General features: G+C 65.2%; 2 protein-coding genes. Both read right to left on the bottom strand.

The window, feature by feature from the left end; genetic code table 11:
• Positions 1 to 226: 226 nt before the first annotated feature.
• Entirely contained in the window at positions 227 to 3,244 is a 3,018-nt protein-coding gene (locus AC50X5_RS16785) for a glycoside hydrolase family 2 TIM barrel-domain containing protein (RefSeq protein WP_494977208.1), read from the bottom strand.
• A gap of 124 nt (positions 3,245 to 3,368) precedes the next feature.
• Complete coding sequence (locus tag AC50X5_RS16780; RefSeq protein ID WP_494977207.1) at positions 3,369 to 4,376, bottom strand: LacI family DNA-binding transcriptional regulator; 1,008 nt, start codon at positions 4,374 to 4,376, stop codon at positions 3,369 to 3,371.
• Positions 4,377 to 4,584 lie beyond the last annotated feature (208 nt).

The following is a 4,584-nucleotide window of genomic DNA, read 5'->3' as shown; positions in this document are numbered from 1 at the left end:
TTCCAGGCCATTTGAACAAGGGGGTCGGTCGCTATTTTCCCGCATCAGCGGCGGCGACTCAAAAAACAATACACCCACCCAACCCCCACCGCAAATCAACCACCACCCACAACCACAACCCCCAAAACCCCCGGATTCACGGGGATTCCGGGGGTCCGAGCTGCCATATCCAGGGCCGGGCCGGGAGTATCTGCTTTATGTGGACCGGGTCACATACTCGCGGCGGTCAGATACGGGCCCGCAACACGATGGAGAAGTCCGCCTCCCTGGGCGCCAGCCGGTACGCCTCAAGCACGGCGGGCCCACAGGCTGCCGTCCCCACACCTCTCCGGGCATGGTCCAGGTAGACGTAGCTCCGCCCGTCCGGCACCAGGTCCCTGCGGTGAGTGGCGGCGTCGAGAACTGCCTGCCCGTAGGGGCGCACGGTCAGGGCAAAGGGTTCTCCGCTGATGTCCAAAGTGCCGGCGTCGAGGTTCAACGAGGCAGTTCGGACGCCGGCACGGGCTCCGGATTCCTGGGGCCGCACATAGTCCACATCCATTGCTTCGAGCGGCAGCCCGAACCATCCTGTCCTGGTGCCTTGGCCGGTATCGGCATAGGCCTGGTGCGGGCCCTGACCGAACCAACTGACAGTGCGCGTTCCGGTACCCAACACGATTTCCAGCCCGATCCGTGCCCACTCCACATCATGGCCGGCACTGGTCCATTCGCCATCGGGTCGGATACTGGTACGGAGGCAGACATCCTGCCCGTCACTGCTCCACGAATAGTCGACGAACACCCCGTATTGTTTGTCGGCGGCGGCCATCCGGGTCCGTACACACAGAACCTCTCCGCCAGCGGGCGAAGGTTCGGCGCTGATGCCGAGTAGCCGGCTGTGCATGCGGTTGAGCCCGGCCTCCTGCCACCGTGCTGCCATGGGACGGCGGTCTTCCCCCGTCCACTCAGCGCCGAGGTCGTTGTCAGTGGGCGCCCACCAGAGCACCAGGCTGAGCCCCTCGACAGCGACATCACCGAGCGACGTCGGAACTCCGGTAGCGCGGTCAAACGTCACCGGGCCAAGGTGCAGCTCAGCCTCATCCACACGCACAGCTTCAAGGGCGGCGGGCGCAGCAACTGCGGGCAGTTCACGGACAGCCTGGCCCCATGCGACCTCGTGCCCGGCCGATGCCCAGTCGGTGTCGGCAGCAAGGCAGGCACTGACGGTGAGCACCGCGGAGTCTTTCCCGGCCAGTGCCGGGAGGCCGGCGGGCAGCTGCACGAAGCAGTCCCCTTGGGGCGCCAAGGGCGCGACCGCAACCGTGCCGGCGTCGAGGGTCACACCGTCGGCCTCCACCTGGTAGCGGAAGCTGAGCGCTGAGGTGTCGGCAAAATCAAAGCCGTTCCGCACAGTGAAGCCTGACCAGTCCTCCTCCACAGTGATCCGCAGCGGCTCGATGACCTTCTTGAAGTCAAGGAGGCCGGGGCGGGGCTTGCGGTTGGCGTCCACCAGGCCGTCCGTCACGAAGTTCCCGTCGTGCACTTCCTCGCCGAAGTCGCCGCCGTATGCGAACTGCTCGGTGCCATCCGCCGCGGTCACGGCGATCCCGTGCTCCAGCCACTCCCACACAAAGCCACCCATCAGCCGTGGGTAACTCTCGAACAGCACCTGGTATTCAGTCATGCCGCCGGGTCCGTTGCCCATGGCATGCACATACTCGCATTGCATAAACGGCATGGCGCGCCGGCGGGCATCGAGCCCTCCATCGGCTAGCGGCTCCTCCCTGCCCTGGCCGACCAACTCGGTCTCCGCGTGGCTGGCGTACATCCTTGAGTAGACGTCTACGTCCGGGCAGCTCCAGTCCCCCTCATAGTGGATGGGCCGGGACGGGTCCCTGTCCTTGGTCCAGCGCGACATCGCTGCCAGGTTGCGGCCGGTGCCCGCTTCATTGCCGAGGGACCACATAATGACGGCTGCGTGATTCTTGTCCCGCTCCACGGTGCGTCGCATCCGGTCCACCAGCGCGGCTTCCCATTGCGGATCGTCGCTGGGGTTCTGATTCCAGCCGCTATTTTCGAAACCGTGCGTCTCAAGGTCGCATTCAAGCACCACATAGAAACCCAATTGGTCAGCCAGGGCCAGGAAATCGGGGTGCGGCGGGTAGTGCGACGTGCGGATCGCGTTGATGTTGTGCTGCTTCATGAGCCGGAGTTCCGCTTCCATAACCTCGCGCGGCACCACCCGGCCCAGCTTCGGATGATGCTCGTGGCGGTTCACGCCGCGCAGCAGGATCCGCCGGCCATTGACCTTGAACTGGGCGTCTTCGATAAGGATGCTGCGGAACCCGAGCTGCAGCTGTACCGTCTCGCCAGGCGTGTTGACGGTGGCTTCGTAGAGCCGCGGCACCTCCGCCGACCACGGCGAAATGTCCGGAATCCGGTATTCGGTGCCTGCCTCCAGTTCCAGCCCCAATTCCGGAATGCGGACGACGGCGGCAATCGCCTCGCCGCCCCGGCCCGCCTCCACCCGGAGGAGGCCGTGCCCGGTGTGGTGGTCGAAGTCGGCGTGGACAAAGACATCGTCAATGCCGTGCTCCGGCCGTCCCTGCAGCGTAACGTCGCGGAAGATGCCCGGCAGCCACCACATATCCTGGTCCTCCACGTAGCTGGCGGCCGAGAACTGCGCCACGCGTACCGCCAGGACGTTACGGCCTTCCCGGAGGACGCCCGTAACGTCAAATTCGTGCGCAAGCCGACTGCCGCGGGTGGTTCCCAGTTCGGTGCCGTTCAGCCACACCGTGCCTGCAGAGTCAATGCCATCGAAGCGGAGGAGCGCGCACGGAAAGAACTCTGGCCCGGCTTCGAATTCGACCAGGTGGTCGCCGATCGGGTTGGCCTCGGGGACATGCGGCGGCTCCACGGGGAACGGGAACTGCACGTTGGTATATGCGGGCTTCCCGTGTCCGTGCATCGGCCAGTTTGAGGGGACGGGCAGGGTGGTGAAACCCGCAGCGTCGTCGCCGGACTGCCAGCCGTCCTGAGCCTGGCGGACGCCAGGGCTGAGCCGGAACAGCCAGTCGCCGTTGAGCTTTAGCCTGGGAGCGTCGCTGTGCAGGTAGGCTCGCGGCGGGAGGGTGCCCCGGGAAGGTTCCAGCGAGGCCAGGTCGAGGACAGCCTGGGGCGCCAGTTCAAGCGGGCGGCGCTGGTTGCCCGGGGCGCCCTGGGCAGAGGGTTCGATCGTTACAGTGGGTGACTCAACTGGCATAGCGTTCCTTGCTCCGGGGCTTGGGGAGCGACCGCGTTCGCAGACGCCGCATTTCGTGAACCTTCACGGTCCGCGGAAAATGCTACCGGTCCGGCAGCTCTTTGGATAGGTCGTGGCGACAGTTCTACGCCGATTGACGGAACACCAGCTCATGGCGCAGGGTCAGGTCAGCTGCTGCGCTTCCCGGAGAGACGGTGCCGGACAGCAGCCCTTCAAGCAGTCCGACGGCGGCCCTTCCCACTTCCCGGAGGTCAATAGAGAGGGTAGTCAACTCAGGCGTCACCAACTCGCCAAGGGGGATCCCGTCCATGCCAATCACCGCACAGTCCGCAGGCACAGCACGCCCGGCTTGCGCCAGGGCTTTGAGCGCGCCGGCTGCCATCAGGTCGTTGAAGGCCAGGAGTCCGTCCACCTGCGCCGATTGCGACAGCAATTCGCGGACAGCCCCGCATGCAGCCAGTGCGGAGTCCGCACTATGGGCAACAATCAGCTCGATCCCGAGCTCGCGGGCAACATCCACAACAGCCGTACCGCGGGTTGTCATCCACTCCCGCGGCCCCGAATCCAGATAAGCAATGTGGCTGCGGCCGGCCCCGGCCAGATGCTCCAGCGCGAGCCGTGCTGCATGGCTGTAGTTGAAGGAAATCCTGCCTGCGCTCTGGCCTGATGGTTGATCCAGCAGGATCACCGGGCGCGTTCCCAGCATCGCCTGGGCCTGATCCGAGTCCGGGCCAAGATAGCCAATAACCGCATCCACCTGCGGCGCGAGGCGTTCAATGGCATCCAGGCCCCTGCCGGCACCATGTCCGTAGTCATCCACCACCACGTTCCAGCCCCGCTGGGTTGCCATCTCAACAACGCTCGAGGCAAAGGCAGGGAAATAGGGGTTGGTGAGATCCGGAATTGCCAGGCCCACAGAGGTACGTGCCCCTTGGACCAGGCCTTTGGCGAACCGGCTCGGCGAGTAGCCAAGTTCACGCGCCAACTCCTGGACGCGTTCCCGGGTGGACTGCTTGATTCCCGGCATGCCGTTCATGGCCCGGGTGACTGTCTGCCTCGAGACCCCTGCGGCAGCGGCCACATCAAGGATGGTGGCCCGCTTCCGGGCAGGCGTACGGGAGCTGGAAGTCATGCTGGTAAGTCTAAGTTCCCGGGAGAGTACACCGTACCGGGCTGTGTTTTTGGGCACTGGGGTGCTTGGGTTTCTTGGGCGTGGGTGGTGGTGTTTGGGTGTTTAAAGGGGTCAGGCCCCGACACGTGGTGTCGGGGCCTGGCCTTGAGTGTTTGTCCGGCGGTGACCTACTCTCCCACACCCTCCCGGGTGCAGTACCATCGGCGCT

The organism is Pseudarthrobacter sp. MDT1-40-2 (assembly GCF_059383595.1).
Note: the sequence above shows the minus strand (reverse complement) of the source record. Positions and strands in the feature narration are given on the sequence as shown.